Below are 24768 nucleotides of genomic sequence, written 5' to 3'. Positions count from 1 at the left end.
CGCCGGTACATGCGCATTGTCGCAGAACGAGGAGAACAACACCCCATGGCAGATCGCATTATCGTCTACTGGCGCGACATTCCGGCCCAGGTCATCGTCAAGAAGGGCCGCACGACGGCGAAGCGCGAGCTGTCTCTGCGCTTCACCGAAGCGATCGACATGTGCGCCATGCGCACCGGTGCGGCTGAAACCGACGACTACCTCGCCGAATGGCGCAAGGCCGATCCGGTGCCGGTCTCCGACGATCTGGAAACGGAAGCCGACCAGGCCGCCGCCGAGCTCGAAGCCGCCTATGACCGCGAACGCCTGGTCGCCCTCGTCAAAGCCGGAGGCCGCGACAATGGCTGACGCCAAACCGCCGAGCGAGCCGAAGGTCATGAAGGGCAACGCCGCCCCGGCCGCCAAGGCCGCAACCGGCGCGTTTACGCCGTCTGGCGTTTCGCCGAGCCGCCGCTCGCGCCACAAATATACGGTCCGCCTCTGGGCGGTCCGCAACTCCCGCTTCCTCGAATGGTTCTACCACCGCTTCGCCGATCTGTTCCTGCTGCTTCACCCGCTGTGGAACGCCATCGGTTATGGCCGGGTCGAGCGTCCGGTGACCTTCGTCGAGCGCCACGTGAAAGGCTTCCTCTTCGACTGTCGCATGTGCGGCCAGTGCGCGCTGTCCTCGACCGGCATGTCCTGCCCGATGAACTGTCCGAAGCAGCTGCGCAACGGCCCCTGCGGCGGCGTGCGCGCCAACGGCAATTGCGAGGTCGAGCCGGACATGCCCTGCGTCTGGGTGCAGGCCTGGAAGGGCTCGCAGAACATGGAGAAGGGCAACGCCATCATGAACGTGCAGAAGCCGGTCAACCAGTCGCTGCGCGAAACCTCGTCCTGGCTGCGCGTGACGGCGGAAGCCGCAGCGCGCCGTGAAGCGGCATCCAAGGAAGGCCAGGCATGAGCCCCGACATCAATCCCTTCGATCCCGGCGCACCGCTCGAGCCCCTGCCCGGCCATTCCTCCCGCGGCCGTCTTGAGCGGGTTTTGCGCCGCGGCGAGTTCGCCGTCACCGCCGAACTCAACCCGCCTGACAGTGCAAACCCGCAGGACGTCTACGAGCGCGCCGCGATCTTCGACGGCTGGGTCGACGGCATCAACGCGGTCGATGCCTCCGGCGCCAACTGCCACATGTCCTCGGTCGGCATCTGCGCGCTTTTGACCCGCATGGGCTACGCCCCGATTATGCAGATCGCCTGCCGCGACAAGAACCGCATCGCCATCCAGGGCGACGTGCTCGGCGCCTCTGCCATGGGCGTTCAGAACATCATGTGCCTGACCGGCGACGGCGTGCAGGCCGGCGACCAGCCAGGCGCCAAGCCCGTCTTCGACCTCGACTGCATGTCGCTGCTCGAAACCGTCCGCATCATGCGCGACAACTCGAAGTTCCTCTCGGGCCGCAAGCTGACGACACCACCGCAGGTATTCCTCGGCGCTGCGATCAACCCCTTTGCGCCGCCCTATGATTTCCGCCCCTATCGTCTCGCCAAGAAGATCGAGGCCGGCGCCCAGTTCGTGCAGAGCCAGTACTGCTTCGACGTGCCGATGTTCCGCGAATACATGAAGAAGGTGCGCGACCTCGGTCTGCACGAGAAGTGCTATATCCTTGTCGGCGTCGGGCCGATGGCATCGGCCAAGACCGCCCGCTGGATCCGCTCCAACGTGCCGGGCATCCATATTCCGGACAGCGTGATTACCCGCCTTGAGGGCGCGCAGGACCAGAAGAAGGAAGGCAAGCAGCTCTGCATCGACATCATCAACGAGGTGAAGGAGATCGAAGGCGTCTCCGGCATTCACGTCATGGCCTACCGCCAGGAAGAATATGTCGCAGAAATCGTGCATGAATCGGGCGTCCTGAAGGGCCGCCGCCCCTGGAAGCACGAGACGCTGCCGGAGGATGCGATGGTTGCCGAGCGCCTGGAGCACATTCGCGAGGGCAAGGAAGAAAACCAGCAACAGATGGCCGAAGCCGCGGCCCATCACCCGCACTGACCGCAGACAAAACTGGCGCCGGCCACAAGGCGCCTATCATCGACTTCACGGGCGTGATTACATAGACGCCAAATGACAAAGGACCCTGCATGACCCGGACCATCGTCGCTTCCGCCACCCGCGAGATCATCATCGGCTTCGACCAGCCGTTCTGCGTCATCGGCGAACGCATCAACCCGACCGGCCGCAAGAAGCTGGCCGCCGAAATGATCGAGGGCAACTTCGATACCGTCATCAAGGACGCGCTGGAGCAGGTTGCCGCCGGGGCGACGATGCTCGACGTCAACGCTGGCGTGACCGCCGTCAACCCGAACGAGACCGAGCCGCCGCTCTTGGTCAAGACACTCGAAATCGTCCAGGGCCTCGTCGACGTGCCGCTGTCGATCGACAGTTCGGTGACGGCCGCGATCGAGGCGGCACTGCGCGTCGCCAAGGGCCGCCCGCTGGTCAACTCCGTGACCGGCGAAGAGGAAAAGCTCGAAGCGATCCTGCCGCTCTGCAAGAAGTATGACGTTCCGGTCGTTGCCATCTCCAACGACGAAACCGGCATTTCCGAAGATCCGGATGTGCGTTTTGCCGTCGCCAAGAAGATCGTCGAGCGCGCCGCCGACTTCGGCATCAAGCCGCACGACATCGTCGTCGACCCGCTGGTCATGCCGATCGGCGCCATGGGCACCGCCGGCCAGCAGGTCTTCGCACTTCTGCGGCGTCTGCGCGAAGAGTTGAAGGTCAACACCACCTGCGGCCTGTCCAACATCTCCTTCGGCCTGCCGCACCGCCACGGCATCAATGCCGGCTTCATTCCGATGGTCATCGGCGCCGGCATGACGTCGGCAATCATGAACCCCTGCCGCCCGCAGGAAATGGAAGCCGTGCGTGCGGCAAACGTGCTAAACGGCACCGACCCGAACTGCACCCACTGGATCAAGACCTACCGCGACCACAAGCCGGCCGAAGGTGGCCACGTGGTTGCGGCAGCACCAGTGGCAGCCGCCGGTGGCGGACGTCGCGGTGGCCGCGCGGCCCGCACGGGTGGTGCGGCTGCCAGCGAGTAGTTCCTGGATCGGCGCTGATGCGCTCGAGGGAGAAGGACGATGAGAAGCCAGTTGCGCCTCCTTGCCGTCGTTCTCCCTCTGGTCGTTATCGCCAGGTACACACTGTTTGACGATGCGGCCGAGTTTCAGCGGTTCTACGCCGCGCTCCGCAGCTATGGTGCACCCGTGATCATCGTGACGGCTGCCGTACTTGGAACAATAATGATCGCCACCATCACCAGGAAGGTCTATCTCGGTCCGCAGGAGCAGGTGATCAAGGCTTGCCTCTGGGGCAGTTCGGCCGTGCTGGCCGCGACTCTTGCCTATACATTCGCAGTCGTAAAACTTGCCGGGGCGCCGTAGCAACGCACGTCGGTTCATCCATCCGCCAACGCAAAGTGGAGATCACCATGACACGCAGCCTACGCCTGGATGCCGCCACCCTCTGGTTCGAGGCCCCCTTCGTCATCGCCGTCCGACTGCAGGAGATGCAGATGGCGGCGCTCACCGGCAAGACCCAGGACGTGACCGAGCTTCATCGCATGGTCTCCGAGAAGATCGCCGCCACGACCGAAAGCGTCATGGCCGTGAACATGGCCATCTGGAAGGCCGCCTTCGACAACACCTTGCGCCTGATGACCGGCGGCACGGCGTCTGGCCACGGAACGGCGATTGCGTCCGCAGCCCTCAGGCCCTATGGCAAGCGCGTGCGCAGCAACGCCCGGCGGCTGTCGCGCAAGTAAGCCTGAAGCGCCGCCGTGCCCCACACCTAACTGTTTGAAACAGAAGCTTCCATGTCGGGATTGGACAACTATCGGGCGCCGTTCCGGTGCAGTCTGAAACCGTTTACCCGTGCTTCGCTTGACCCATTGAAGCGGACCTGACGAAAGACCACAGAGCATGCGCATTGAAGGTACCTCCGAGATCGAGACCAACATGACCGAAGCCGCGCAAAAGGACCCTCTCGTGCTGTTCATGCCTTCGGGCAAGCGCGGCCGCTTCCCGGTCGGCACGCCGGTTCTCGATGCGGCGCGCAAGCTCGGCGTCTATGTCGAAAGCGTGTGCGGCGGGCGCGCCACCTGCGGACGCTGTCAGATCGTGGTGCAGGAAGGCAACTTCGCCAAGCACAAGATCGTCTCGTCCAACGACCACATTTCTGAAAAGGGCGCCAAGGAAGATCGCTACGAGAAGATCCGCGGCCTGCCCGACGGCCGCCGCCTCTCCTGTTCCGCCCAGATCCTCGGCGATCTCGTCATCGACGTGCCGCAGGATACCGTCATCAACGCCCAGGTCGTGCGCAAGGCCGCAACCGACCGGGTGATCGAGCGCAACGCCGCCGTTCAGCTCTGCTATGTCGAGGTGGACGAGCCCGACATGCACAAGCCGCTCGGCGATCTCGACCGGTTGAAGGTGATGCTGGAGAAGGACTGGGGCTGGAAGGATCTGCTGATTGCGCCGCACCTGATCCCGCAGGTTCAAGGCATTCTGCGCAAAGGCAACTGGGCCGTCACCGCCGCCATCCACCGCGACATGGATAGTTCGCGCCCCTTCATCGTCGGCCTGTGGCCGGGCCTCAAGAACGAGGCCTATGGCGTTGCCTGCGACATCGGCTCGACGACGATCGCCATGCATCTCGTGTCGCTGCTCTCGGGTCGCATCGCCGCCTCGTCCGGCGCCTCCAACCCGCAGATCCGCTTCGGCGAGGACCTGATGAGCCGCGTCTCCTATGTGATGATGAATCCTGATGGCCGCGAGGCGATGACCAAGGCCGTGCGCGAGGCGGTCAATGGTCTCATCGGCAAGGTCTGCGCCGAGGGTGAAGTCGACCGCCACGACATTCTCGACATGGTCTTCGTCGCGAACCCGATCATGCACCACCTCTTCCTCGGCATCGACCCGACGGAACTCGGCCAAGCGCCGTTCGCGCTCGCCGTGTCAGGCGCGCTGCAATATTGGGCGCATGAGATCGATATCGACGTCAACCGCGGCGCGCGCCTCTACATGCTGCCCTGCATCGCCGGACATGTGGGCGCCGATGCAGCGGGAGCAACCCTCGCCGAAGGGCCCTATCGCCAGGACAAGATGATGCTGCTCGTCGATGTCGGCACCAATGCTGAAATCGTGCTCGGCAACAAGGACCGCGTCGTCGCCGCTTCCTCGCCCACGGGCCCGGCCTTCGAAGGTGCGGAAATTTCGTCGGGCCAGCGCGCCGCCCCCGGCGCGATCGAGCGCGTGCGCATCGATCCCGTAACGCTGGAGCCGCGCTTCCGCGTCATCGGCGTCGAAAAGTGGTCGGACGAGGAGGGCTTTGCCGAGGCGGCCGCATCAGTCGGCGTCACCGGCATCTGCGGCTCGGCGATCATCGAGATCGTCGCCGAGATGTATCTTTCCGGCATCATCTCCGAGGACGGTGTCGTCGATGGTGCCATGGCGGCAAAAAGCCCGCGCATCATCCCGAACGGCCGCACCTTCTCCTACCTCCTGCACGAGGGTGAGCAGCGCATCACCGTGACGCAGAACGACATCCGCGCCATCCAGCTCGCCAAGGCAGCGCTCTATGCCGGCATCAAGCTGCTCATGGAAAAGCAGGGCGTCGACCACGTCGACACCATCCGCTTTGCCGGCGCCTTCGGCTCCTTCATCGATCCCAAGTATGCGATGGTGCTGGGCCTCATCCCGGACTGCGATCTCGGCGACGTAAAGGCCGTCGGCAACGCCGCCGGTACCGGCGCGCTGATGGCGCTCTTGAACCGCGGCCACCGCCGCGAGATCGAGCAAACTGTCAGCAAAATCGAGAAGATAGAGACGGCGCTTGAATCAAAATTTCAGGAGCATTTCGTCAACGCCATGGCGATGCCGAACAAGGTCGACAGCTTCCCGAAGCTTTCGACCGTGGTCACCTTGCCGGAGCGCAAGGTGAGTAGCGATGACGGTGAAGGCGGCGGAAGGCGGCGGAGGAGGAGCCGGGAGTAGTCCGGTAACCATTCCGAGTTTTCGCAAGTCTCTGCCGTGTCGAAATACGACAACCGCCGTATGTCTTCGTTCTCACAGCAGGTCTACGCCGAGGTTGGCGCGCTTTTGCGCGTGCTTTTGAACCAAGGAGAGACCAATGAAAATCATCATCGCAGTCGCGGCATCGCTTGCATTTGCCGGCTCCGCCTTCGCAGCGAGTTCGCTGGGGGCCTCTGAAAATCAGCCGGCTGCCAAAGCCATTGAAGCAATCGAGTTGGCGGGCGGTAGCGGGAAACCCAACACGACGCCGGGCACGGGCAGGTCCAACCTCACGCGCGGCAAAACATCGTACTTTGGTTGACGCAAACGAAGGGCGGCACCAGCCGCCCTCTCGCCATGAACGTGGCGGCCGACCGCACAAGCGAAAGTCCTCGTTTGGTCGCGCATCGGGCTATTATGCTGTTTGGTGAATGTGGACACTGGAGATTTCAGCTTGCCTTAATTCCGGCGGCGGGCGACGGTCTGATGAAACCTATTCCTTAAACTGGCATCCAGAACCCATGAACGACAAAATTCTCGATACCCTGACCGGCATGTACTTCACAGTCGACGATCCCGATGGCACCTATGGCACCGGTCAGATCATCCGGCTTGCCGCCGAGGGGATCTACTTCATTCGCTACGACGGCAACGAGGTGGAATTGCCGATGGAGCTCGTTTCGATCGGCGAAATGCTGCAGACCACCGAAGAAGACTACAAGCTCTGGCGGTTCTTCGACACGACCGAGGAACGGGACAAGTGGATCGAGTGGCTGGACGCCCCCTCGAAGCCGCGCGTCGTCTCGCTGGTGCGGCCGACGCCTGCTCCGACGAAATAGGGCATCGTTGGAAGGTGACCGGGGCGGCTTTGCCGCGCCGGATTGGGCTTGGCGCGGTGGCTGCCGCGCCTCCCTCAAGGCTGGATCGAGGAAGGCTTTTCCTTAAGCCGTTCCATGAACCGACCATAGTCCGGCCGGAACAGGGCATAGGCGGTGGCTGCGGCATCGAACCAGTTTCTGGTCCCGACTTCAGCGGCCACCGGAAGCCTCCTTCTCGATCTTCAGGGTTTCATATCGCTCGGCGGCACCCTGATCGACGCGTTCGCCGATATATCGCAGGAGTTCGCCGAGGTGCCGAGGTCTGGCACTGGCAAACACCCAGGGGCTCTCCCTCACCGAAATGGCCTAACCCATTTGGATCATGACGAAATCAGCGAATGATCCTATAGGCCTAGACGGCCGTTCACCGCCCTTTGTGTTATGCTTTAAGGGAGGGAGTAGATCCATGGCACCCACACGATCCGATGTTTCCGAACGCGTAAAGGCGATCCTCGTCGAGCTGCTCGGCGTGAAGGCTTCCGAAGTGAAAGACGATGCCGAGATCGAAGAGGATCTGGGCGCCGACTCGCTCGAAGTGTCTCAATTGGCGATGTTGGTGGAGGAAGAGTTCGAGATCTATCTGACCGACGACTCTGTCGAAAAGCTCGTCACGGTCGGCGACCTGATCGACTTTGTGCTCGCGTCGAAAACGCTGAAGTGATCATCCGGCAATAAAAAAGGCCGGGGCGAAACCGCACCGACCTTCCTCATCATCGCTCTTACACCAGTGCCAGTACATCCGTGGTCAAAAGTCTAAAGCGACGCGACAGTTGCGAGCGGCGAACACATTCAGCGCTCATAAGCAAATGTCGACAGATGGGCTTATACGAAGCGATTGTGTTCGAAAGATGTCCACACGCGCTGCGCGTCGCTATTAAATAAACAGCCCTGGCGCCTTGCAAGCGCGCGAGGAAGCGCCGGGCATTCCAGACACAGAAAACACCGCGCGTTCGACGGAACGTGCGGTGCTTTGGTTGAGAGGGCGAACCGACCCGGATTACTGCGGCGTCAGGTCGAAGCCGAACCACTTCTCCGACAGGCGCTTGATGGTACCATCGGCCTTGGCAGCGGCAATTGCGTCGTCGAACAGCGCCTTCAATTCGGGGTCGCTCTTGCGCAGGCCAACGGAGCTGCCGGCGCCGAGGAAGCCGCCCTGGAAGCGGGGGCCAGTGATGACCATGTCGCTGTTGGCGGGCTTTTCGACGGTCGTCTTCAGGTAGCCCATGGACGCCATGACGAAATCGACGCGGCCGGCGACGAGATCGAGATCGTGCTGCTCGGTCGTCTTGTATTCGCGCACCTCGACGACGTCCTTCAGATATTCGTCGATGAAGCGCGCCGCGATCGAGGCGGTCTGGACGCCGATGGTCTTGCCTTCGATCAGCGGCTTCAGCTCGTCGACCGCCTTGCGCGCGCCGGCCTCGTTGGAGGCAAGCGAGAAGAGCTCGCCCTTCATCGGCAGGGTTTCGAGATCACCGCCCTTCAGCGTCGCGAAGGCCTGGCCGGTGCTGCCGTAGGACATCGAGAAGTCGATGACCTCCTTGCGCTTCTCGGTGGCCGACATGCCGGCCATGATCGCGTCGAACTTGCCGGCGTTGAGCGCTGGGATCATGCCGTCGAAGGACTGCGCGATGACGGTGCATTCGACCTTCATGTGGTCGCAGAGGATCTTGCTGAGCTCGATCTCGTAGCCGTCGAGCGTGCCGTCCGCCTTGGTCAGGTTATAGGGCGGAAAGGCACCTTCGGTGGCGATCGTCACCTTCGTCCACTTCTTGTCTTCGGCCTGCGCCGGCGTGGACATCAGCCCCGCGGTAACGGCAAGCGCCGATGCCATGATTGCGGTGGTCTTTTTCATTGCAGCATTCCCCTTTTGTGGATGTTGATTGCTTTGTTTTTCGGCCCGCCGATCACGACAGGCTTCAACTCTTGATGAACTGGCGGAAGCGTTCGGACTTCGAATGGGTGAAGACCTCGTGCGGCGGCCCCTCCTCCTCGATCGTGCCCTTGTGTACGAAGACGACGCGGCTCGAGACGTCGCGGGCAAAGCCCATCTCGTGGGTGACGACCAGCATGGTGCGCCCCTCCTCCGCCAGACCGCGCATGACGCGCAGCACCTCGCCGACCAGTTCCGGGTCGAGCGCCGAGGTCGGTTCGTCGAAGAGCATCGCCTTCGGGCGCATGGCAAGCGCACGGGCGATCGCGGCGCGCTGCTGCTGGCCGCCGGAGAGATGCGAGGGATAATGGTTGCGCTTGTCGGCGATGCCGACCTTGGCAAGCAGGGCTTCGGCCTCCTCGATCGCCTCGACGCGCGGGCGCTTCAGCACATGCACCGGCGCCTCGATGACGTTTTCAAGCACGGTCTTGTGGGACCAGAGATTGAAGCTCTGAAACACCATGCCGAGTTCGGAGCGGATGCGGTCCACCTGTTTCTGGTCGGCCGGGCGGCTGCGCCCATCGTTCGATGTCTTCAGCCGGATCGCCTCGCCGGCGACCTCGATCGTGCCCGAATTCGGAACCTCCAGCATGTTGATGCAGCGAAGCAGCGTCGACTTGCCGGAGCCGGAGGATCCGAGGATGGAAATCACCTCACCCTCGCGCGCGTCGAGCGACACGCCTTTCAGCACCTCGACCGGGCCGAAACTCTTGTGAAGGTCGTGCACGCGGATCGCGACCGGTGCGGTGACGGCGGCGGACATGTTCAATGGGCTTCTCCCTTGAGTTCGGCGGAGATCGGCAATGGCGCGCGCAGCTGCGGGTTAAACCGGTGTTCGGCAAACGCAACGAGCCGGGTCAGCGCGAAGTTGATGGCGAGATAGATGAGACCGGCGACGACGAAGACCTCGATCACCCGGTAGCTCTCCGAGATCAGCTTGGCGGCGACGCCGGTGATTTCCATCAGCGTGATGATCGAGGCGAGCGAGGTCGCCTTGACCATGGAGATCATCTCGTTGCCATAACCGGGTAGCGCCTGGCGCAGCGCCTGCGGCATGACGATGCGGCGAAAGATCATGACGCGCCCCATGCCGCAGGCCCGCGCTGCCTCGACCTGGCCGTGCGGAACCGAAAGGAGGCCGCCGCGGATGATTTCGCTCGCATAGGCGGCCGTGTTCAGCATCAGCGCCAGCACGGCGCACCAGTAGGGTTCGCGCAGAAGCGGCCAGAAGATGCTGTGGCGGACGGCGGGAAACTGGCTGAGGCCGTAATAGATCAGGAAGATCTGCACGAGCAGCGGCGTTCCGCGAAACAGGAACACGTAAGTGCGGGCAAAGAGATCGAGCGCAAGAATGCCCGACAGACGGGAGAGCGCCAGCCCAAGAGCCAGCACCGAACCAAGCGCGATCGATGTCGCGGCAAGCTCCAGCGTCAGCGGCAGCGCCGCCGCCAAGCTCCAGAAGGTTTCGAGGGCAAATTTGATATCCATCAGCCCCTCCTGACGCCGCGCGAGAACCGGCGCTCGGTAACCTGAAGAACCAGGCCCGACACGGTCGAAATCGCGAGATAGATCATGGCTGCGATGAAGAAGAAGTCGAAGGGACGGCTGGTCGATCCGGCGCCGATCTGCGCCTGATGCAAGAGTTCGACGACACCCGTGACCGACACCAGTGCGGACTCCTTCAACACCACCTGCCAGACATTGCCGAGACCGGGCAGCGCATAACGCAGCGTCAAGGGTGCAATGATGCGGCGAAACTTGAGGAGCCGGCCCATGCCGCAGGCGGTTGCCGCCTCCAACTCGCCCGGATGCACGGCGCGGAAGGCGCCGCGATAGACCTCGGTCTGCTGGGCGCCTGAGGTGATGCCGACCGCAAGTGCACCGGCGATGAAACCGGGGAAGCTGACGAAACCCTCCGCACCGAACAATTGGCCGACGGCCGTCACCACGGCGCTGCCGCCGAAATAAAAGAGATAGATGACCAGGAGGTCGGGAATGCCGCGAAGGACCGTCGTGTAGGCCTCGGCGCATCCACGGACGACCGGGCCGCCGGAGATCTTCGCCCAGGCGCCGAAGGTGCCGATGAGGCCGCCGATCGCAAAACCGGCAATCGCGATCAGGATCGTCATCCAGGCGCCGGCGGCAAGCGCCGGCCCCCAGCCGTCCGGCCCGAAGCTGATGATGTCGAGGAAACCGGGCTCAGTCATCGCAGCGCCTCCCTTCGCTTGTCGATCGATGACTTAACCATGGCTCACCCCGGGGATCGGCGGGTCGACATCGTCAGGAATGGGATTGACGAAGGGCGTGCCCTCGAGCCTTGCGGCATGGTCGGCCTTGGCGGCGGCAATGAGCGCGGGATCGAGGATGAGCTCCACCGCCGTGCTCGCCATCACCTTGGCCGCGTGCTCCATGCCCTTGTGCGCGGCCGGCAGCTTGCCTTGCGCCACCAGCTGCCAGGAATGGCCGGGCGTGCCGATCGCGTAGGTCGCGCCGCGCATCTGCACGGTCGGCACCACCCAGCTCACCGTTCCGACATCGGTGGAGCCGACAAGCGTGCCGGCGCCGTTTTCCGGCGGAAAGATCGTGTCGCAGAGCGAAACGCCCCGTCGCAGCTTGAGCCCGAAACGCTCGAAGGCAGAGGCGATATCCTCGCCGGTAAAGGTCTCCTGGAACTTTGCCGCCGTCCGCCGATCGTCCTCGTCGAACTGCGGCGGTCCCAGATGCTCAAGCTGCCGGTGCATCAGCGCTTCGAGCGGGGTGTTTCCGACGAGGTTGGCGTCGCCGCTGACGATCTCGTCCGTGACCGTGGTGCCCGTCATCAGCGCCGCACCCTTCGCAACGCTGCGGACACGTTCCACGAGATCGAGCAGTTCCGGCAGGCTGCGGGCGCGCACGAGATAGCGCGCCTTGGCGCGGGCCTGCACCACGTTCGGCGCGTTGCCGCCGGTGTCAGTCACCGCATAGTGGATGCGCGCCGACGATGGCATGTGTTCGCGAAGATAGTTGACGCCGACATTCATCAGTTCGAGCGCATCGAGCGCGCTGCGGCCGAGATGGGGGGCAGCCGATGCATGCGACGCCCGGCCGCTGAAGCGGAAGTCGAGCTCGTTGCAGGCAAGCGAAATGGGGTTGTTGACGCCGGCAAAGGGTGCGGGGTGCCAGGAAATCGCGATATCTACATCGTCGAACACGCCAGCGCGCACCATGAAGCCCTTGGACGAGCCGCCCTCTTCCGCCGGGCACCCGTAATAGCGCACCCGCCCCTTGATGCCGCTCGCCGCGAGGTAATCCTTGACGGCGGTCGCCGCCATCATCGCGCCGGCGCCGAGCAGATTGTGGCCGCAGCCATGGCCATTGCCGCCGTCGACCAGAGGCCGCTCCTCTGCGACACCGGCCTCCTGGCTGAGGCCCGGCAGCGCATCGAACTCGCCGAGAATGGCAATGACCGGTCCGCCCTCGCCCGCCTCGCCCATGACCGCCGTCGGCATGCCGGCGATGCCGCGCGACACACGGAAACCTTCGGCCTCCAGCAGCGCGGCGTGTTCGGCCGACGAGGAAAACTCCTCGTAGTTGGTTTCCGGCGTATCCCAGACCCGGTCGCTGAGCACGAAGAACCGTTCGCGCTTGGCTTCGAGGAGGTCCCAGACGGCATCGGCATTTTTCATCGTTTCTTGACTTCCGCAACAATAGTAACCAGAATTGGCGCCAATTTATGATAACATTTTTGGATACACAAGAGGGTCCTGAAACATTTCGAGCGATGTGCACAACGGCGAGAGGCAGGCAGGGAACGCCGCTCTCCCGCATTGAATTGTTCAGGACGGCATCATAGTTTCTCCAAAAATGGAGCCAATTCCGCTGCGGCGGGCGACGCGAGGCACGGCCGGGGACCTGGGACATGCACCAGCAACGTGCGTCAGAGGCCGGTGACAGGCGGAAAGAGAGTGTAAGGCAGGAATGAGCGACGATCTGACGGAAATGCTGGCGCCCGAGGAAAAGCCCGAGGACAAGAAGGACGTTACCGACCTCCTGCTGCACGACATCCTGACCGGGACCCTGCCGGCCGGCGCCTGGCTGAAGCAGATCGACCTGGAGCGCCGCTACGACTGCACGCGGCCGGAGGTGCGCCGGGCGCTCGACCGGCTGTCGCAGCGCAGGCTGGTGCAGCACAATCCCAACCGCGGCTACCAGGTCTATGAACTCGACGACCAGCGCACGCAGGAAATCAGCGATATCCGCGTGATTCTCGAAACCGGCGTCGCCGACCGCATGGTTGCCAATGCAACGCCCGCCACCATCGCCGAACTGCGGCAACTCGCCCGGCAGTTCGACGAGATGTCGTTTCGCGGCTCCATCATGGAGCACTACGACGCCAACCTCGCCTTCCACCGCGCCCTTCTCATGCTCTCGGGCAATTCCGAACTCGTCGACGTCGTTGCCGAAATCCGCCAGCGCACCGTATCGGCCCCGGTATCGCAATGGCGCACCCGCGCCCGCATCGAGCAATCGGCCCGCGAGCACCACCTGATGGTCGACGCGCTGGAAGCCCGGGATCTGCCCGAACTGAAACGGCTGATCGAAATCCACATCCGCCAGGCACCGATCAAGGTGTGAGCGAACCCTTGTCGCTCAAGGGCGAACGTTATCCGCCAAAGAGGATCGTCACCGCCACCAGAACCGCGCCGATCGCAGCCATCGCAAAGGCCATCGGCCAGGGGCTTCGGCCCATGTAGCGGCCGAGGCGCGCGCCGATGACGAAGAGCATGACGAGCGCAATGGCGTTGGAGGCGCGCATGGCGAGCGCGACATTGTCCGTCAGCAGGAAGGGAATGCTTGGCGGCAACGTCGAGGCGACGACCAGCAGGAAGATCGCGACGGCTGCCTTAAGGTCGTGTGCGGTCACAACCCGGTGCCGGGGGTCGGCGGAGAGCGCCCTCACCCGGACAAGCAGCGCTTCCGTTTCCTTGGGCGAAGAGACGCGGCGCACATCGTCCGGCAGGCTTTCGAGAAACAGTTCGCGGGCGCGATCGAGCCGCTCAGACCTGAGCCTGTCGAGAAAACCGCGCCGTCGCACGCGCTCCACCACCGTCGTCAGCACATACATGACGCCGTCGACGATGCCCCAGGCGATGTTGCAGCCGAGGGCGGCGACGAGCACGGCATTGACACCGCCCTCGCCGGCCGTGACCGTGCTCATGGTTCCCGTGAAGGACAGCGCCATCAAGAGGCCGAAGATGATCTCCGACAGGCGGTCGATCGGATCGAGGACGCGCGACCGTTCACTCATGGCCGGGCACCCGACGAAAGTGGCCAGGACGACAGGAAAGCGGCGGGCAGCGACCGGGAAGAGCGCAACCGCGATATCTCCCCTTACTGGACCTGCAGATCGGCGAAGGCGTCGCGCACATGGTCGGCGACCGCCAGTACAGGCGCCGGCGCATCGCTGATCACCTGCAGGCCGATATTGTAGTGGCCGAGATCCGGCAGGCCGTCGCGCTCGCCGAGTTGCACCATTTCCCCCTGGACGAGGTAACGCGGCAGCGGCGCGATCGCGAGACCGGCAAGCACGGCGGCGCGCTGCCCGGTGGTATAGGCGCTGAGGAACGCAATGCGGAACTTGCGGCCGGCGCGCGCGAGTTTTTCTACCGCATCCGCCCGCCAGACGCAGCCGTCCTCCCACATCGACACCGGCAGCGGATCCTTCAGATGCGCGCTGCCGCACTTTGCGCCGGCCCAGACCAGCTTTTCCTGCATCAGAATTTCGCCATTGCGGGGCGTTCCCTCGGTCAGGCTGTTGAAGATGGCGATATCGAGCCGGTGCTCGTCCACCTTCTTGCGCATGGCGTTGCTCATGCCGATCGACACATCGACCGTGACGTTCGGATAGGATTCGGCGAAACGCTTCAGCACCTCGGGCAGGATGCGCTCGCCAACGTCCTCAGGCGCGCCGACGCGCACGACGCCGTTCATATCCGGCAAGAGAAAGCGGGAAACCGTTTCGTTGTTGAGCGACAGCAGGCGGCGGGCAAAGCCGAGCAGCAACTCGCCCTTCGGCGTCAAGGTGACCGAGCGCGCGTCACGCAGGAACAGCGTACAGCCGAGCATCTCCTCGAGCTTCTTGATCTGCATCGAGACAGCCGACGGCGTGCGGTAGACGGTTTCGGCGGCGGTGGTGAAGTTGCCGGTCTCGGCAATCGCGATGAAAGTCTTCAGCACGTCCATTTCGAGAAGCGGAAGCGCATGGCGCATCAGCATGTTCATGGCGTCAACCTCATTCAAAAAAACTGAAAGATAGCTTCACTTCATTTCGTTTGATTGAACATCAGCAATGGCCGATAGTCAAGCTCAAGGACGACGCAGGAAGGAGAAACGCATGTCCACCGCAGCCCTTGTTATCGCCGCTTCGAAGAGTTCCCTCCGTAACAGCCGCCTGCCGCAGGCAGTGGTAAAAAAAGAGCATAGCAGGAGCAACGACATGGTCCTCAACGCCCTCAATCAAATGATCGCCGTCCTCGACGGTGTTGCAAGGCAACGACGCGAAAAACAGATCGCGCGGAATCGGGTGGAAGCCCGGCGCGAACTCGCCAAACTGCCACAGAGAGTCCGTGACGACGTGATGTTTGCGGACCCGCTAATCAATCACCATGTTTGATGAAAGGCATCAAACATATTCGTTGGAATGATAAGTCAGGTTAGGCCATAAATACCATCATGGTCGCGACCGGCTGAGACACTCAGAAGGAGCCATGAAATGTCCAACACTCAGTTTTCATCGGCCTCGGAACGGGCATCCTCCCACTCGTCCCTTCCGGGTCTCTTCAATCTGCAGGTTCGTGCCTGGGCAGTATGGAAGCGTTATCGCCAGGAACGGGCCCTCGAAAACCTGTCCTATGACACGCTGAAGGACATCGGCTTCCCGTCGGTGGACGATGCGGTGCATAAGACCGAACAATGAATGACGGCGTGATCTGTCCCTTCTGAGGGCGTCACGAACCGGATCAATCGAAGGGCATCGCCGACAACGCGGTGCCCTTTTCCTTTGCGTTCGAACGTGTCGTCGCGCAATCGGAAACGCAATGCGGCCTAGGTCAGCAACTCTGCGAGACGCGACGGCCGACTGAGGAAACAGCCGGCGACAAGCCCCACGAACCCGAGCGCCAACGACCCCACGATGCCGTGGCCCAACCATCCGGCGTGGGCACCGATGGCGGTTGTCGCGACGATGACCGAAACAGTCCACAGGGCCTTCAGCAGCGAAACGGCGCGCCTCAAAGCTGTTGGCTGATTCTGCCCCACGCAACGTACCCTTCCAAAGAGACCGTCGCATCGCAGGTAGTGTCGAAAGCACGAGCCGCCAATGGTGTGTGATCATCGGCCGATTTGGCTCGCACCTCTACTCGCGGTGCCGTTAATCAGGCTAGCGAGCGATCGCACGAGGTTCACTTGTCTTTTACCGACACCCGCGCCAGCCGTGTGAAGCGTCGCAATCGGCAAACACAACCCTGGAGAGCGCTTTGCGAATATTGCGTATCTCTGGCAGTTCTTGTCCGATAGCGTCAACAGCGCTGTAAAAACTGTCGCTTTCCTTACAAAAGCCTGAAAGCGGGGCCGAGCCGCCTTTCACCGCGCGATGTCGCAATGCGAAATCTCTTTGCGGTCGCTGCTATCCATGCGAATGTCGCAAACAGACAAGCCGAAGAGTATCTTCCAAGCGACGAATATACCGCATCGCCAAGCATGGGAAGCCTCATGAACAAGCCACTGACCAAAAAGCGTTCTCTCGTCTTCTTCCTGGTGCCGAACTTTTCCATGCTGCCCTTTTCGGCGGCGATCGAAACGCTCCGCATCGCCAACCGCATGCTCGGCTACGAGGCCTATTCCTGGCGCCTCGCATCGTCCGACGGCGAAAAGGTCCTGTCGTCGAGCGGTATCGCGCTCGAGGTCAACTCGTCGCTTGCAGACGAGCGCAAGTTTCTCGGCGGCGAAAACCGCCCCTCGATGGTGCTGGTCTGTTCCGGCATCTATGTCGAGGACTTCAACAACAAGTCGGTCAATGCCTGGCTGCGCGAGGTCTACAATCGCGGCGTCGCCGTCGGCAGCCTCTGTACCGGCGCCCATGTGCTGGCGTCGGCCGGTCTTCTGACCGGCAAGCGCTGCGCCATCCACTGGGAAAACCTGCCGGGCTTTTCCGAAAGCTTCCCGCAGGTCGACGTCTATGCCGACCTCTACGAGATCGACAGCAACATCTACACCTGCGCCGGCGGCACCGCCTCGCTCGACATGATGCTGAACCTGATCGACCAGGATTTCGGCGAGAGCCTCGTCAACCGCGTCTGCGAACAGGCGCTGACCGATCGCGTGCGCGGGCCCCATGACCGCCAGCGCCTGCCGCTGCGCGCCCGTCTCGGCGTGCAGAACGCCAAGGTGCTGTCCATCATCGAACTGATGGAGGCAAACCTCGCCGAGCCGCTTTCGCTGCTCGAAATCGCCGAGGGCGCCGATCTCTCCCGCCGCCAGATCGAGCGCCTCTTCCGCCAGGAAATGGGCCGCTCGCCTGCGCGCTACTATCTCGAAATCCGCCTCGACCGCGCAAGGCACCTCTTGATCCAGTCGTCGATGCCGGTGGTCGAAGTGGCCGTAGCCTGCGGCTTCGTCTCCGCCTCGCACTTCTCCAAGTGTTATCGCGAACTCTACAACCGCTCGCCGCAGCAGGAGCGCGCCGACCGCAAGCTGACGCTGCAGATGGCGCGATAAGCGGCAGATCATATGGATCAGACAAGGGCGGAGCTTCTCCGCCCTTTTTCGTTGGTGACACTTTCCGCTTGTGCCGTCATGACGCTTGCACGCGCCGCTGTTTTGGATTGAATGGTCGGCGTTTCAGCGGAGCGAGGAGCACAACGAACGATGGCCCCCGTGGAGATCGATCCCGCCAAGGTTCACGAATTCAAGGACTTCCAGAGCTTCTACGACTGGCTCGCCGCTCACCACCAGAGCGAAACCGAAGTGTGGATCAAGACCCACAAGGTCAGCTCCGGCCTCGCCTCGGTCACGCCCAAGGAGGCGATCGACGCGGTGCTCTGCTGGGGTTGGATCGACGGCGTGCGCAAGGGGCACGACGACAGGAGTTTCCTCCAGCGCTATTCGCCGCGCGGCAAGAAGAGCATCTGGAGCCAGATCAATGTCGACAATGTCGCGCGCCTGATTGCCGAGGGCCGTATGACCGAGCACGGGCTCAAACAGGTCGATGCCGCCAAGGCCGACGGCCGCTGGGACCGCGCCTATGCCAGCGGCAAGGACATGCAGATCCCCGACGACCTGCAGGCGGCGATCGACGCTGAGCCCGAAGCCCGCGAAATGCTTGGCAAGCTCAGCGCACAGAACCGCTTCGCGCTCGCCTTCCGCACCCACAACATGAAGACCGAAGCCGGGCGCAAAAAGAAGATCGAGACCTTCGTCGAGATGCTGAAGCGCGGCGAAACGATCTATCCGCAGAAGAGCAAGTAAAGCGATTGCGGGGGCACGACCGAAAGGTCGGCCTTCGTCCTGGCGGACCGGCATAGCCCGAGACCGATCCGGCACCGGCAAGGCTCGACGCCCGACGGTCGGGGGCCCAAAGCTGTTTGCACGCTCAATCTTGGCAATATCCGGCTTGATCATGCCCGGCATCGCCACCGTCACGCGCTTGGCACGTGCAGGCGCGAAAAATGAACGCCGAGGGCGACACGCGTTCTGTCGGACGCACACAAACGTCGCCTTAGCCCTTTGACTTACAGCCCGGCGTCACTGACCGGCGCGGCCGAAGCGCGTGGCACCGCCTCCGACGAAGCGTAGGACCGGCGGACCAAAGCGGTTGTCACCCTCCTCGCCCGCGAGGAAGCCCAACATGACGAGGCCCAAGAGCGGCCCGACGACCGGGACGCACAGCGCAAGGTTCCACCACCCGGAACGGCCATGGTCGTGCCAGCGCTTGGTGTTGACCGTGAAGCCGAAATAGAAACTCGCGGTGATGATGAAGATGACAAGCATATGCATAAGGCTGAAGCCCGCGGCATAATTGTCCACGTCCGAAAGCGCCAACAACGCCCCGCCGGCGAACATCGCGGCTATCGCCGCAATGCAGATAACGATCTGCGCCAACCACCAGGCCTGACGTCCGATACGGCCATCAACACTCGTAAACATCTGTAAATTCACGTCGTCTCCCCCAACAGCCAGTGCGCTTCCAAGTGCCCCTGCGCCGGCCAGCCTTGTCATCCTGTAAAAGGTTCCCTCATAAACGGGTAGATGTCTTCGCGACAAAAAGCGCCCCATGGTTGCGCAGGCAGGCGGCCTTGTGCCTGGCATCTCGAGCGTCGCTGGAGGCGGGGCATGGCCCGCCTGCCGCTTCCATAACTTGCGGGTCCTGCACCCACGAGACAACCGGCTTCTAGCCGTGAAACGCCCGCTCCAGTTCGGCGATATCGAGCTTGATCATACCGAGCATCGCCTCCGTGACGCGCTTGGCGCGCGCACGGTCGGAATGGGCGACCATGTCGCCGAGCACCCTTGGCACGATCTGCCAGCACAACCCCCAGCGGTCGCGGATCCAGCCGCATTGTTCGATCTGTCCACCGTTTTCGCTGATCGCGTTCCAAATCCGGTCGATCTCCTCCTGGGTATCGCACTGGATCATGATCGAGAAGGAATGGTTGAACGGATCGAGGGGCCCGGCTTCGAGCGCCAGGAATTCCTGGTTGCCGAGCGTGAACTCGATGGTCGTCACGCTGCCGGGCGGTCCGCTCGGGCTTTCCGCCGGCAAGGTGGTGACGCGGATGATTCCCGAGTTGGGAACGAGCGAAACATAGAAGTCGACGGCCTGGCGTGCCTCCTTCGCAAACCAGAGATTTGAAACGACATTGGTCATGATTTGGTCCTCCTCGTGCCGCCTGCTCATGTGCGGTAACCGAAGGACGATCGACTTCGTTCCAAGCCGACAGGTGACGGATCATTATTTCCGAGGGTGGGCCTGCCGGTCTGGCCCGGCAGTTTAGGAGGCCAGCGCGTCGAGCAGCGCCAACTCGGAAATCACCCGGTTCCGGCCGGCATGCTTGGCCATGTAGAGAAACTGGTCGGCGGCATGCAGGTAGTTCTCGAAGGCCTCCGAGGTCTCGATCGTGGCAAGCCCGATCGAGACGGTAATCGTCAGCTCCTCGTCGTCGGCGACGATGCGGGATTTTGCGAGTTCCAGGCGTAGCGCGTCGCAAAAGGCGAAGGCGCGCCGCACGTCGCAGCCGTTGAAGAGGATGCCGAACTCCTCGCCGCCGAGGCGGGCGAGCAGATGGTCCTCGCCAACGAGCACGGAGAGGCGCTTGGCCACATGCTTCAGCACGATGTCGCCGATCTCGTGGCCATAGGTGTCGTTGAGGCGCTTGAAATGATCGATATCAAGCACGGCGATCGCCGTCGGCTCGCCGCGCCTGAGGCACTGCTCGACCAGCCGCGGCCCCGCCACGAAGAAGTGACGGCGGTTGTAGAGGTCGGTGAGGTAGTCGCTGGCCGCCTGCCGCTGCAGCGTCTGCAGCCGCTTCTGCACACCGGCCGCCTGCGCAATGCGCCCATTGAACTCCGCTTCGAGGAAGGGCTTCTGAATGAAATCCGTACCGCCCGCTTCGAGGAAGCGGGCACCGGCACGCCGGTCGCCGCTGTCGGAGAGACCGATGACCGGCACCGCGCCGTCGCCCCGCCGCCGTTCCACCTCGGCAAGCAACGCTGCGCCGGACATGTCGGAGAGATCAAGGTCGGTGACGACGAGATCGACGGCCTCGCCGCTGTCGAGCACCTGCAGCGCATCGGCGGCAGATGCGACCTCGCAGACGGAAATCCGCTTGCGCCTCAAGATGCCGGCCAGTTCGCTGCGCGAGGCGGCATCGGAATCAGCAAGCAACACCGTCGTTTTGCCGTTGGTCAGCGCCCGATCAACGGCGCCAATCAAGAGATTGATCGATTCCGGCTGGTGCTTGATGACACAATCGAGCGCGCCGCGCCTGAGGATTTCCTCGCGCGTATGGTCGTTGAAGGCCGCGGTGAAGACGACGGCCGGCACCTGGTTGTCGAGGATGAATTCGAGCGCCTCGCAATTGGGCGCATCCGGCAGGTTGAGATCGAGAACGGCGAGCGAGAAGCTCTCCGGCGCCTGCTCCAGCGCTTCCTTCAGCGCCGCCAGCGAGTTGCAATGGGTAACGCGAATGCCGTGGACGGACTCAAGCCCGTACTTCAGCGCCGTCGCAAACATCCGGGAATCTTCGACAAGCAGCATGCGCTTGTCACTGTGCTTCTGCACAGAATTCACCCGGCCTGGCGTGCGGCGCAATCTCACGTCCCTGCAACCCCTCTCGAGCCACAGGCGTGCTTCCCTCAAGGGGTGACGCTGGCTCCCGAAATCTTCAACCCGGCCACTTGCCGCGCCTGGCCTTTCGGCCGGCGTGATCCGTGTGACCGGGTTCCCCGCTCCTGCTGCGGCGGATTGAAGACCGTTCGGATTGCAATTTCGTTAATACGGCAACCTGTGCGCGGCGTTTTTGATGCACTCACCCAATAATTCTTAGGGGTTTTTACCCATCCTGCTTTGATGGTTAAGCAGGAACCCTAACTTTTTCACTGAGTGTGCGGATCTTGGTCAGCGTATCCAGGTTCTGGTTGACGCGGCAGTAGAATTCCTCGTTGACGAAGGGACGAACGACGAAGTCGTTGCCGCCGGCCTTGAGGAAGCGCGCCGACAGAAGCCGGTTGGTCGACGACGAAACACCGATGATGCGCAGCTGGTGCGGCCCGTAGGAACTGCGAATGCGCCGCGTCAGCTCGAAGCCGTCGATATCGGGCATGTTGTAGTCGGTGATGACGAGGCCGATATCCGGATTGTTCTTGAGGAGCTCCAGCGCCATCGCGCCGTTTTCGGCCGAGCTGGTGCGGAAGTTGTAGCGCTTGAGCTGCGTCGTCAGCAGCGCGCGTGCGGTCGGGCTGTCGTCGACGATCAGCACATGGTGCTTGTGGTTGGTGAGGAACCGGCAGACCGATTCCGCCAGCATGTCGACGGCAAAGACGCTGTCCTTGATGACGTAGTCGACGATCTCCTTGGCCAGGATCTTCTCGCGCGTCGATTCCTGGAACGAGCCGGTGAAGACGACGGTCGGCACGCTCATCTCGATCAGGTAGTTGAGCGCCTCGCCGTTTTCCGCCCCCGGCAGGTTGATGTTGGAGATGGCGAGCGAGGCCGGGAATGTCGCGTTTTCGACGGCGAACTGCAGATCGTCATAGTCGCGGCAGACGATGACATCGATGTCGAACAGCTCTTTCAGCCGCTTCGAGACCATCGAGGAAAAGAGGTTGGAGTCCTCGGCAAGCACGATGCGGTGCTCGGCAAGGGATTCGCCGGAATAATACATTCCGGAAACGCCAAAAAATGACATTGAACGCCTATGTGAAAGAGTGTCCCCCTACAGCTCCGCGCGTTCTTCATGCCCGCCTAGTCGCTGTAACTTGCAGGCGCCATGCTAGAGGAGAAAGGCTTTCTTCGGTGTTAATAAGCGGCCGGCGAATTAACGAGACCGGCGTGCCGGCTTGAGACGTCCGGCCGCCGTGACGCCGGCTTTTCTCATGCCTCCGGGGGTCGGCCACGCCGCGTCTCGGCGGTCCGGCGGATGACCTCGGCGATCTCCGGATTGCTGCTCGACAGCATCTGGAAATCCTCCGAATAGAGCGACAGCAAAGAGACCTCTGTGGCAGCCGTGACGGTCGCAGAGCGCGGCTCACCCGATATCAGCGCCATCTCGCCGAAGAAACTGCCGGGGCCGAGCTCGACCGGCGTCGGTGACGGCGTTGCAATCGTCACGCGCCCCTCGACGATGAAGTACATCTGGTCGCCCGGCTCGCCCTTGCGGCAGATGATGCTACCTGCCGGCACCGCCCGCGGCCGCAATGCCCTGACGATCTCGACGAAGGCGGCCGAGCCGAGCTTTTCGAACAGCGGCACCGCCGCGACCAGCTGCCAGTTGCGCACGAAATCCTGGCGGCGCACTTCTTCGAAAAACCCGGTGGCGAGAATGCCCGCCCAGAGCGCAAAGATGCCGATACCGCTCATCATCACCAGACCGGCAAGCACCCGGCCGGCCAGTGTCTGCGGGATCTCGTCGCCATAGCCGGTGGTCGACAGCGTCACCACCGCCCACCACATGGCCTGCGGAATGCTGCCGAACTTGTCCGGCTGGATGTCGCGCTCGATCAGATAGGCGACCAACGATGCGCCGAAGAGCACGATGCCGAAGAGCGAGGTGACGCCGACGAGATTGGGCGCGGCGCGCGCCACCACCCGGCCGAGCAGCCGGAAGAAGGTGGAATGGCGCAAGGGCTTCAAGAGCCAGACTCCGCAATAAAGGCTCTGGTCGCGCGGATCGGCGAACAGGAAGGCGGCCAGCGGAACGACGACGGCCACCATATCGATCACGAGATGCGGCATCAGCGCGCGACGATCCGCCGTGGGCCAGGCGGCGAGCGTATCGGCCAGCTGCAGCACATAGAAAAGCCAGAGGCCGCCAAGCACCACCTCCAGCGACAACCGCGCCGTCGCGCCGATATTGCGCGTGGTCAGCGCCGCGACGGCGGCAAGGCCGAGCGCTGCCAGCAGTCCGTTGAGCGGCGTGGAAATTCGTAAGGAAGGCCGTGCCGACATTCACTCCCCCAGCGTCCGCTCGCCGACGACGCCTCGGCCGGACGGGGGCGGCAACGCTTTGATCTAAAGCACAATTCACTGCATGAATCGATGCTCATTTAAGGGGATTCGAATTTGTAGCGAAAGAGGCCTAGTAGCGGGTGTCGGACGGCTCCTCGTCGCCGGTGCGTTCGCGATCTTCCTGGTACTGCGCGGCACCCTCCACTGGCCGCAGCCAAGGCTCCCGGCGCTTGACCCAGAGCTCGTAGCTCGGCTTCAGCGGCGTCGGCGCCGGGGACAGGATGCCGAGCTTGACCTCCGCCTCGCGCGCGTCGACCGAAAAGACACGCGAGCCGCAATGCGAACAGAAGCACCGGCCCTGGAAATCCGAAATTTCGCCGGAATATTCAAACTGTTCCGCGGGCCAGATGCCATAGAAGGTGAAGGCGGATCCGCTCTCCTTGCGGCAGTCCATGCAATGGCAGATGCCGACCCGGATCGGTTCGCCGCGCACCGAGAGCGCGACCCGACCGCAAAGGCATTTTCCCGATAGCACCGTCATGTTCCTACCCCCTGTCCCAACCCTGATGCCAGCCCAGGGAAACAACGTGGTCGGTTGTTCGGTTCCACCCTTGTTGCCGGCATCAAGATGCGCTCTGAGATCGCCTGAACCCGACTGTCTCGGCGGAACCTTTCGCGGTTTGACGTCTTCTGCCGGTATGCCAAACGGAGGTACGAACCATGGCACATGCCGACGAACAGGAGATTATCGACCTCGAACAGGAATTCTGGCGAACCATTCTGGAGAAGGACACCGAGGCATCCGTGGCCATGCTGCCCGAACGCTCGATCGTCGTCGGCGCGCAAGGCGCAGCGGTGCTCACGCCGGACGACTATCGCAGAATGGCAGAACAGGCCGAGCGTTCCTGGAGGCTCAAGTCGTTCCGCCTCGACGACGTCAGCGTGGTCTTTCCGCGCGAGGACGTCGCCGTCATCGCCTATACGGTGACGGAAGAGATGGATGTGGACGGGCAGCCTTTGACACTGAAAGCCGCCGACGCCACCACCTGGATACGCGAGAACAGCGGTTGGCAGGCCTGTCTGCACACGGAGTCCGTGCTTGGCGATCCCTTCGGTCGCGACCGCAAGGTAGCCTGAGGAGTGCTGGCGAGGTAGAGCGTAGCGAATGACGGGAAGGCGGTCGGCCGCTTTCCCCTC

At 62.8% G+C, this 24768-nt stretch carries 31 protein-coding genes; 16 read left to right on the top strand and 15 right to left on the bottom strand.

The window, feature by feature from the left end; all coding sequences use genetic code 11:
- The first annotated feature begins 45 nt into the window (after positions 1–45).
- The 9 genes from IB262_RS02865 (at position 46) to IB262_RS02825 (ending at position 6895) form a co-directional block, all read left to right on the top strand.
- Complete coding sequence (locus IB262_RS02865) at positions 46–348, top strand: virulence factor (RefSeq protein ID WP_112976518.1); 303 nt, start codon at positions 46–48, stop codon at positions 346–348.
- Complete coding sequence (locus IB262_RS02860) at positions 341–943, top strand: methylenetetrahydrofolate reductase C-terminal domain-containing protein (protein WP_034788176.1); 603 nt, start codon at positions 341–343, stop codon at positions 941–943. Before IB262_RS02865 ends, IB262_RS02860 begins: the two co-directional genes overlap by 8 nt.
- Positions 940–2031 carry a methylenetetrahydrofolate reductase gene (locus IB262_RS02855; RefSeq protein WP_034788174.1) on the top strand — a complete coding sequence of 364 codons (1092 nt, stop codon included), beginning with the start codon at positions 940–942 and terminating at the stop codon, positions 2029–2031. Before IB262_RS02860 ends, IB262_RS02855 begins: the two co-directional genes overlap by 4 nt.
- Before the next feature lie 89 nt (positions 2032–2120).
- Entirely contained in the window at positions 2121–3086 is a 966-nt protein-coding gene (locus IB262_RS02850; protein WP_034788171.1) for a methyltetrahydrofolate cobalamin methyltransferase, read from the top strand.
- Between the two features lie 39 nt (positions 3087–3125).
- On the top strand, positions 3126–3428 hold the full coding sequence (locus IB262_RS02845) for a hypothetical protein (RefSeq protein WP_192493385.1): 303 nt from the start codon (positions 3126–3128) through the stop codon (positions 3426–3428).
- A gap of 47 nt (positions 3429–3475) precedes the next feature.
- The gene (locus tag IB262_RS02840) at positions 3476–3808 is read left to right on the top strand and encodes a hypothetical protein (protein WP_112976566.1); all 333 of its coding nucleotides are present in this window, start codon (positions 3476–3478) and stop codon (positions 3806–3808) included.
- 157 nt (positions 3809–3965) lie between these two features.
- On the top strand, positions 3966–6038 hold the full coding sequence (locus IB262_RS02835) for an ASKHA domain-containing protein (RefSeq protein ID WP_112976516.1): 2073 nt from the start codon (positions 3966–3968) through the stop codon (positions 6036–6038).
- 136 nt (positions 6039–6174) lie between these two features.
- Positions 6175–6378: a hypothetical protein gene (locus IB262_RS02830; protein ID WP_060601072.1), complete on the top strand. Its 204-nt coding sequence runs from the start codon at positions 6175–6177 to the stop codon at positions 6376–6378.
- A gap of 199 nt (positions 6379–6577) precedes the next feature.
- Positions 6578–6895: a hypothetical protein gene (locus IB262_RS02825; RefSeq protein ID WP_034788160.1), complete on the top strand. Its 318-nt coding sequence runs from the start codon at positions 6578–6580 to the stop codon at positions 6893–6895.
- A 74-nt stretch (positions 6896–6969) separates the two neighbouring features.
- On the opposite strand, the gene IB262_RS36435 is transcribed toward IB262_RS02825, so the two are convergent.
- On the bottom strand, positions 6970–7095 hold the full coding sequence (locus tag IB262_RS36435) for a hypothetical protein (RefSeq protein WP_255380900.1): 126 nt from the start codon (positions 7093–7095) through the stop codon (positions 6970–6972).
- Positions 7085–7213 (bottom strand): hypothetical protein, encoded by a 129-nt coding sequence (locus IB262_RS36430; protein WP_281435712.1) that lies wholly within the window; start codon positions 7211–7213, stop codon positions 7085–7087. The genes IB262_RS36435 and IB262_RS36430 overlap by 11 nt, the downstream gene beginning before the upstream one ends.
- Positions 7214–7340: 127 nt before the next feature.
- On the opposite strand from IB262_RS36430, the gene IB262_RS02820 reads away from it, so the two are divergent.
- Entirely contained in the window at positions 7341–7595 is a 255-nt protein-coding gene (locus IB262_RS02820; protein ID WP_034788158.1) for an acyl carrier protein, read from the top strand.
- A 336-nt stretch (positions 7596–7931) separates the two neighbouring features.
- Here the strand turns inward: IB262_RS02820 and IB262_RS02815 are convergent, their stop codons facing one another.
- The 5 genes from IB262_RS02815 to IB262_RS02795 all read right to left on the bottom strand — a co-directional run bounded on the left by IB262_RS02815 (position 7932) and on the right by IB262_RS02795 (position 12532).
- Entirely contained in the window at positions 7932–8789 is an 858-nt protein-coding gene (locus tag IB262_RS02815; RefSeq protein WP_112976514.1) for a transporter substrate-binding domain-containing protein, read from the bottom strand.
- 64 nt (positions 8790–8853) lie between these two features.
- Entirely contained in the window at positions 8854–9630 is a 777-nt protein-coding gene (locus tag IB262_RS02810) for an ATP-binding cassette domain-containing protein (RefSeq protein ID WP_034788153.1), read from the bottom strand.
- Between the two features lie 2 nt (positions 9631–9632).
- Positions 9633–10355 (bottom strand): ABC transporter permease, encoded by a 723-nt coding sequence (locus IB262_RS02805; protein WP_060520588.1) that lies wholly within the window; start codon positions 10353–10355, stop codon positions 9633–9635.
- Positions 10355–11074, bottom strand: a complete 720-nt coding sequence (locus IB262_RS02800) for an ABC transporter permease subunit (RefSeq protein WP_192493384.1) — start codon at positions 11072–11074, stop codon at positions 10355–10357. Before IB262_RS02800 ends, IB262_RS02805 begins: the two co-directional genes overlap by 1 nt.
- A 33-nt stretch (positions 11075–11107) precedes the next feature.
- Positions 11108–12532 carry a M20 family metallopeptidase gene (locus IB262_RS02795; RefSeq protein WP_112976513.1) on the bottom strand — a complete coding sequence of 475 codons (1425 nt, stop codon included), beginning with the start codon at positions 12530–12532 and terminating at the stop codon, positions 11108–11110.
- Positions 12533–12824: 292 nt separating this feature from the next.
- On the opposite strand from IB262_RS02795, the gene IB262_RS02790 reads away from it, so the two are divergent.
- Positions 12825–13481 carry a GntR family transcriptional regulator gene (locus tag IB262_RS02790; protein ID WP_034788143.1) on the top strand — a complete coding sequence of 219 codons (657 nt, stop codon included), beginning with the start codon at positions 12825–12827 and terminating at the stop codon, positions 13479–13481.
- Positions 13482–13509: 28 nt separating this feature from the next.
- On the opposite strand, the gene IB262_RS02785 is transcribed toward IB262_RS02790, so the two are convergent.
- Together IB262_RS02785 and IB262_RS02780 are read right to left on the bottom strand one after the other, a co-directional pair.
- Positions 13510–14154, bottom strand: coding sequence for a VIT1/CCC1 transporter family protein (locus IB262_RS02785; protein WP_060520584.1), 645 nt, complete (start codon positions 14152–14154; stop codon positions 13510–13512).
- Between the two features lie 83 nt (positions 14155–14237).
- Entirely contained in the window at positions 14238–15128 is an 891-nt protein-coding gene (locus tag IB262_RS02780; RefSeq protein ID WP_034788138.1) for a LysR substrate-binding domain-containing protein, read from the bottom strand.
- A gap of 112 nt (positions 15129–15240) precedes the next feature.
- Here IB262_RS02780 and IB262_RS02775 point away from each other — a divergent pair, with 112 nt between their 5' ends.
- The 4 genes from IB262_RS02775 to IB262_RS02760 all read left to right on the top strand — a co-directional run bounded on the left by IB262_RS02775 (position 15241) and on the right by IB262_RS02760 (position 18371).
- Entirely contained in the window at positions 15241–15519 is a 279-nt protein-coding gene (locus IB262_RS02775; protein WP_051659126.1) for a hypothetical protein, read from the top strand.
- 99 nt (positions 15520–15618) lie between these two features.
- Positions 15619–15822, top strand: a complete 204-nt coding sequence (locus tag IB262_RS02770) for a DUF1127 domain-containing protein (RefSeq protein WP_034788135.1) — start codon at positions 15619–15621, stop codon at positions 15820–15822.
- A 794-nt stretch (positions 15823–16616) separates the two neighbouring features.
- A complete protein-coding gene (locus IB262_RS02765; RefSeq protein ID WP_034788530.1) occupies positions 16617–17621 on the top strand; it encodes a GlxA family transcriptional regulator in 1005 nt (334 codons plus the stop codon).
- Between the two features lie 150 nt (positions 17622–17771).
- Entirely contained in the window at positions 17772–18371 is a 600-nt protein-coding gene (locus IB262_RS02760; protein WP_090294043.1) for a YdeI/OmpD-associated family protein, read from the top strand.
- 276 nt (positions 18372–18647) lie between these two features.
- Here the strand turns inward: IB262_RS02760 and IB262_RS02755 are convergent, their stop codons facing one another.
- The 6 genes from IB262_RS02755 to IB262_RS02730 all read right to left on the bottom strand — a co-directional run bounded on the left by IB262_RS02755 (position 18648) and on the right by IB262_RS02730 (position 24112).
- Positions 18648–19121 carry a DUF805 domain-containing protein gene (locus IB262_RS02755; protein ID WP_162728831.1) on the bottom strand — a complete coding sequence of 158 codons (474 nt, stop codon included), beginning with the start codon at positions 19119–19121 and terminating at the stop codon, positions 18648–18650.
- Positions 19122–19293: 172 nt separating this feature from the next.
- Positions 19294–19770, bottom strand: a complete 477-nt coding sequence (locus IB262_RS02750; RefSeq protein WP_112976565.1) for a VOC family protein — start codon at positions 19768–19770, stop codon at positions 19294–19296.
- Positions 19771–19893: 123 nt separating this feature from the next.
- Positions 19894–21186 carry a diguanylate cyclase gene (locus IB262_RS02745; protein WP_226020692.1) on the bottom strand — a complete coding sequence of 431 codons (1293 nt, stop codon included), beginning with the start codon at positions 21184–21186 and terminating at the stop codon, positions 19894–19896.
- A gap of 292 nt (positions 21187–21478) precedes the next feature.
- Positions 21479–22312, bottom strand: coding sequence for a response regulator (locus IB262_RS02740; protein ID WP_034788121.1), 834 nt, complete (start codon positions 22310–22312; stop codon positions 21479–21481).
- 185 nt (positions 22313–22497) lie between these two features.
- Positions 22498–23571, bottom strand: a complete 1074-nt coding sequence (locus IB262_RS02735; RefSeq protein WP_112976510.1) for a cyclic nucleotide-gated ion channel — start codon at positions 23569–23571, stop codon at positions 22498–22500.
- A gap of 130 nt (positions 23572–23701) precedes the next feature.
- Positions 23702–24112 (bottom strand): GFA family protein, encoded by a 411-nt coding sequence (locus IB262_RS02730; protein WP_112976509.1) that lies wholly within the window; start codon positions 24110–24112, stop codon positions 23702–23704.
- A gap of 179 nt (positions 24113–24291) precedes the next feature.
- Here IB262_RS02730 and IB262_RS02725 point away from each other — a divergent pair, with 179 nt between their 5' ends.
- Positions 24292–24708 carry a nuclear transport factor 2 family protein gene (locus IB262_RS02725; protein ID WP_112976508.1) on the top strand — a complete coding sequence of 139 codons (417 nt, stop codon included), beginning with the start codon at positions 24292–24294 and terminating at the stop codon, positions 24706–24708.
- The last annotated feature ends 60 nt before the right edge of the window (positions 24709–24768 follow it).

Source organism: Ensifer sp. ENS02 (genome assembly GCF_014851885.1).
In the GTDB taxonomy this organism is placed as follows: domain Bacteria; phylum Pseudomonadota; class Alphaproteobacteria; order Rhizobiales; family Rhizobiaceae; genus Ensifer; species Ensifer adhaerens.
Note: the sequence above shows the minus strand (reverse complement) of the source record. Positions and strands in the feature narration are given on the sequence as shown.

Bases quoted from the DNA above. Each gene is read 5' to 3' on its own strand.
- IB262_RS02815 (WP_112976514.1), bottom strand. From the start codon at position 8,789: ATGAAAAAGACCACCGCAATCATGGCATCGGCGCTTGCCGTTACCGCG.
- IB262_RS02725 (WP_112976508.1), top strand. From the start codon at position 24,292: ATGGCACATGCCGACGAACAGGAGATTATCGACCTCGAACAGGAATTC.
- IB262_RS02845 (WP_192493385.1), top strand. From the start codon at position 3,126: ATGAGAAGCCAGTTGCGCCTCCTTGCCGTCGTTCTCCCTCTGGTCGTT.
- IB262_RS02740 (WP_034788121.1), bottom strand. From the start codon at position 22,312: ATGTCATTTTTTGGCGTTTCCGGAATGTATTATTCCGGCGAATCCCTT.
- IB262_RS02860 (WP_034788176.1), top strand. From the start codon at position 341: ATGGCTGACGCCAAACCGCCGAGCGAGCCGAAGGTCATGAAGGGCAAC.
- IB262_RS02830 (WP_060601072.1), top strand. From the start codon at position 6,175: ATGAAAATCATCATCGCAGTCGCGGCATCGCTTGCATTTGCCGGCTCC.
- IB262_RS02810 (WP_034788153.1), bottom strand. From the start codon at position 9,630: ATGTCCGCCGCCGTCACCGCACCGGTCGCGATCCGCGTGCACGACCTT.
- IB262_RS02865 (WP_112976518.1), top strand. From the start codon at position 46: ATGGCAGATCGCATTATCGTCTACTGGCGCGACATTCCGGCCCAGGTC.
- IB262_RS02820 (WP_034788158.1), top strand. From the start codon at position 7,341: ATGGCACCCACACGATCCGATGTTTCCGAACGCGTAAAGGCGATCCTC.
- IB262_RS02780 (WP_034788138.1), bottom strand. From the start codon at position 15,128: ATGAACATGCTGATGCGCCATGCGCTTCCGCTTCTCGAAATGGACGTG.
- IB262_RS02735 (WP_112976510.1), bottom strand. From the start codon at position 23,571: ATGTCGGCACGGCCTTCCTTACGAATTTCCACGCCGCTCAACGGACTG.
- IB262_RS02730 (WP_112976509.1), bottom strand. From the start codon at position 24,112: ATGACGGTGCTATCGGGAAAATGCCTTTGCGGTCGGGTCGCGCTCTCG.
- IB262_RS02825 (WP_034788160.1), top strand. From the start codon at position 6,578: ATGAACGACAAAATTCTCGATACCCTGACCGGCATGTACTTCACAGTC.
- IB262_RS02805 (WP_060520588.1), bottom strand. From the start codon at position 10,355: ATGGATATCAAATTTGCCCTCGAAACCTTCTGGAGCTTGGCGGCGGCG.
- IB262_RS02840 (WP_112976566.1), top strand. From the start codon at position 3,476: ATGACACGCAGCCTACGCCTGGATGCCGCCACCCTCTGGTTCGAGGCC.
- IB262_RS02785 (WP_060520584.1), bottom strand. From the start codon at position 14,154: ATGAGTGAACGGTCGCGCGTCCTCGATCCGATCGACCGCCTGTCGGAG.
- IB262_RS02750 (WP_112976565.1), bottom strand. From the start codon at position 19,770: ATGACCAATGTCGTTTCAAATCTCTGGTTTGCGAAGGAGGCACGCCAG.
- IB262_RS02835 (WP_112976516.1), top strand. From the start codon at position 3,966: ATGCGCATTGAAGGTACCTCCGAGATCGAGACCAACATGACCGAAGCC.
- IB262_RS02770 (WP_034788135.1), top strand. From the start codon at position 15,619: ATGTCCAACACTCAGTTTTCATCGGCCTCGGAACGGGCATCCTCCCAC.
- IB262_RS02755 (WP_162728831.1), bottom strand. From the start codon at position 19,121: ATGACAAGGCTGGCCGGCGCAGGGGCACTTGGAAGCGCACTGGCTGTT.
- IB262_RS02765 (WP_034788530.1), top strand. From the start codon at position 16,617: ATGAACAAGCCACTGACCAAAAAGCGTTCTCTCGTCTTCTTCCTGGTG.
- IB262_RS02850 (WP_034788171.1), top strand. From the start codon at position 2,121: ATGACCCGGACCATCGTCGCTTCCGCCACCCGCGAGATCATCATCGGC.
- IB262_RS02775 (WP_051659126.1), top strand. From the start codon at position 15,241: ATGTCCACCGCAGCCCTTGTTATCGCCGCTTCGAAGAGTTCCCTCCGT.
- IB262_RS02795 (WP_112976513.1), bottom strand. From the start codon at position 12,532: ATGAAAAATGCCGATGCCGTCTGGGACCTCCTCGAAGCCAAGCGCGAA.
- IB262_RS02790 (WP_034788143.1), top strand. From the start codon at position 12,825: ATGAGCGACGATCTGACGGAAATGCTGGCGCCCGAGGAAAAGCCCGAG.
- IB262_RS02760 (WP_090294043.1), top strand. From the start codon at position 17,772: ATGGCCCCCGTGGAGATCGATCCCGCCAAGGTTCACGAATTCAAGGAC.
- IB262_RS02800 (WP_192493384.1), bottom strand. From the start codon at position 11,074: ATGACTGAGCCCGGTTTCCTCGACATCATCAGCTTCGGGCCGGACGGC.
- IB262_RS02855 (WP_034788174.1), top strand. From the start codon at position 940: ATGAGCCCCGACATCAATCCCTTCGATCCCGGCGCACCGCTCGAGCCC.